Genomic DNA, 2360 nt, shown 5'->3' with positions numbered 1-2360 from the left:
GCGTCAGCGCAGGCACTTGCAGGCCCAATGCGCCTTCGACGTCAGGGATCGCGTCGCCACCCAGCAGGGAGTCAACACGTGTGCCCCATCTCGTCATACCCCATGACGCAAAGCGAACACGCTGCCACGCGGTGCGGCAGCTTCTTCGCCGGTCTCGTCAAGAAAACAACCTGTTCGACAAGCCCCTCGCCCTGCACCCCTCTCGCACCTCGAGCGCTCCGCAGGACCGCGCCCATGGTGTGGCACTCCTAGCAGTTTGTGTGCGAAATGATCTGTTGTTTCGTGGGCGCCGTGCGCGCCAGGCTCACCGTTGGCCCCACTTTTCGCGAGACTCGTCAGCGTGCATGTCGGGTACCTGCGCTGCGGATACGCGGAGCAGGCTCGGCCTCCCTCGGGGCGAACTGATCGAGCAGACCCGGATGCTCGATGAACTGCATCAGTCTCGCGCTGCCGCTTGCGGGGTGTCTCTCGCCCTGCTCCCATTTCTCCACGGCCCGGCGAGAGACGGCCAGCAGTGCCGCGAAGGCGGATTGGCTCATGTTGAGCCGCGCGCGCAGACGCACCACGTCTTGTGACGAATAGACCGGGGGAGGGTCTGGAATGTCGACCTGGGTGACGCGAAGCGGCCTTTTTGTCTTGACCCTCTCCAGCGTGCTCTCCAAACCCTCTTTCAGGAGTGCGAATACCGATTTCTCTTCATTTCTCACGGTTGACGTTCTCCTCCAAGTACTTCTCGTAAGCGCGCATCAGCGAAGCCACGATTTGTTTCTCTCTTGCGTCCAGGTTTTCACGGATCGACTTCTGGTACACCGCCAGAAGGAGGATTTGCGCGTGTCTCGGCCACCAGGCGTAGATCACGCGAAGCCCTCCTCGCTTGCCTGTGCCTGGTTGACCCCATCGGATCTTACGCGCGCCGTGCGTCGCCACAAGGACGGGCCCGACTTCTGGATTTCGCGCCAGCTCTTCTTGGAAGCGAGCAAATACCTCATCGGTCTCGAAGTAGTCGTCTCGAGCCGCGCTGAAGCTCGGTGCCTCTACAAACGTCACGCGCACGCATGAAACATACCCCAGTGGGGTATGTTTGTCAATGACGGTTTTCTGGGTTGCCGTTCCCGCGAGCATCGCTGCCGGCCTGGCCACCCCGACTTACTTCGACGCCGGCACATCCACGTCGACCACCGCGGTGTCGGTGATCTGCCCTCGCCTTCCCAACGACACTTTCAGGGTGACGCGAACCGTCCCTCGCACAGCGTCGGAGAGGCGGATGCGCACCATGTCGGCCACATCGACCTCGCTCTCCGGGTGAAGCGCACGGGTCAGTCCCGGGCGGGGGTCGACCCGCACGAGGGCGGTTGCGGGCGTGCAGTCGACCGCGTAGATGAAGCGCTCGCGGGCCACCGAGGCGTTCGAGAAGTTGCGCAGCTTCACCCGAAACGAGACCTCTCTCCCCGCGGGGTCGGCCCCGCTGGCGCTCAGTGTGCTCGCATCGACGCCCATGATGCGCACGGGGCGCTGGCGGAAGTCATCGGCTTCGAGCTGGCGACCGCGGAGGTACCAGCAGACCGCGAACGTCGGGTACTCCGCGTCGTACCGCGCTGATCTTGCGGCTGTTCGCGCCGCTTCGCGCAGGCGGGTGTATGCGGCGGAATAGGCCTCCCCGCGGATGCGCTCGAACGCTGACGCATAGGCGGGGGCGTAGGTCTCGTCGTGGGCTGCGGTGTAGGCACCGGCATGGGCCGGGGTGTACGCCGCGGCACGCGCGCTGGCGTAGGCGCTGTCGTGGGATGCCGCATAGCCCTCGCGGTACCCGTGCTCGCGTGCGGCCGCCATCTCGCTGTCGTAGTCGAGCCGCTGCGCCCGAGCGATGCCCCGCTGCTCGCCTTCGGCGCACCCGCGGGCGTACCCGGCGCGGAACTCCTCGACGTACGCGTGACGGTACCCCTCGTCATAGCAGCGCCAGTATCCCTCCCAGTAGCGCGAGGCTTCGTTGGGGGCAACGGGGGCCTGAGATCGAGCGCACGATCGGCGCGGTGACGGGATGCTCACGTGCGCCTGGGCGAGGCCCTCGAGGTGCGTGGCGGCCAGCAGTCCGTCGAGGCCCCCGCTGCGTTCGTAGAGAGAGGTCGTCTCCCGCAACCGTGGCGGCGCGTTCAGGCGCTCAGTGCGGTAGGCATCCCGGCCCCGCTGCAGATCGAAGGTTTTCGCGCGGTCGAGGGCGGCCTGGTGCCCCTCGCTGTCGCCACTCGCGCGACCCACGGCGGTGGCGTCGGAGGCCTTCGCCTCTTCCTCGCCCTTTGCCGTCGCGGGGGCGCGTGCCGCCGACTCGGCTTGCGCGCGCGCGTCATCGGCGCCGTGCTGGC

General features: G+C 66.5%; 2 protein-coding genes. Both read right to left on the bottom strand.

From position 1 onward, the window contains the following. Positions 1-335 precede the first annotated feature (335 nt). Complete coding sequence (locus EB084_23870; protein NDD31300.1) at positions 336-707, bottom strand: helix-turn-helix domain-containing protein; 372 nt, start codon at positions 705-707, stop codon at positions 336-338. Between the two features lie 439 nt (positions 708-1146). Continuing rightward, a partial coding sequence (locus EB084_23865) for a hypothetical protein (protein NDD31299.1) occupies positions 1147-2360 on the bottom strand: 1214 nt, incomplete at its 5' end.

The organism is Pseudomonadota bacterium, assembly GCA_010028905.1.
In the GTDB taxonomy this organism is placed as follows: Bacteria; Vulcanimicrobiota; Xenobia; order RGZZ01; family RGZZ01; genus RGZZ01.
The sequence above is the reverse complement of the archived record's forward strand: the minus strand, read 5'-3'. Positions and strand labels throughout refer to the sequence as shown.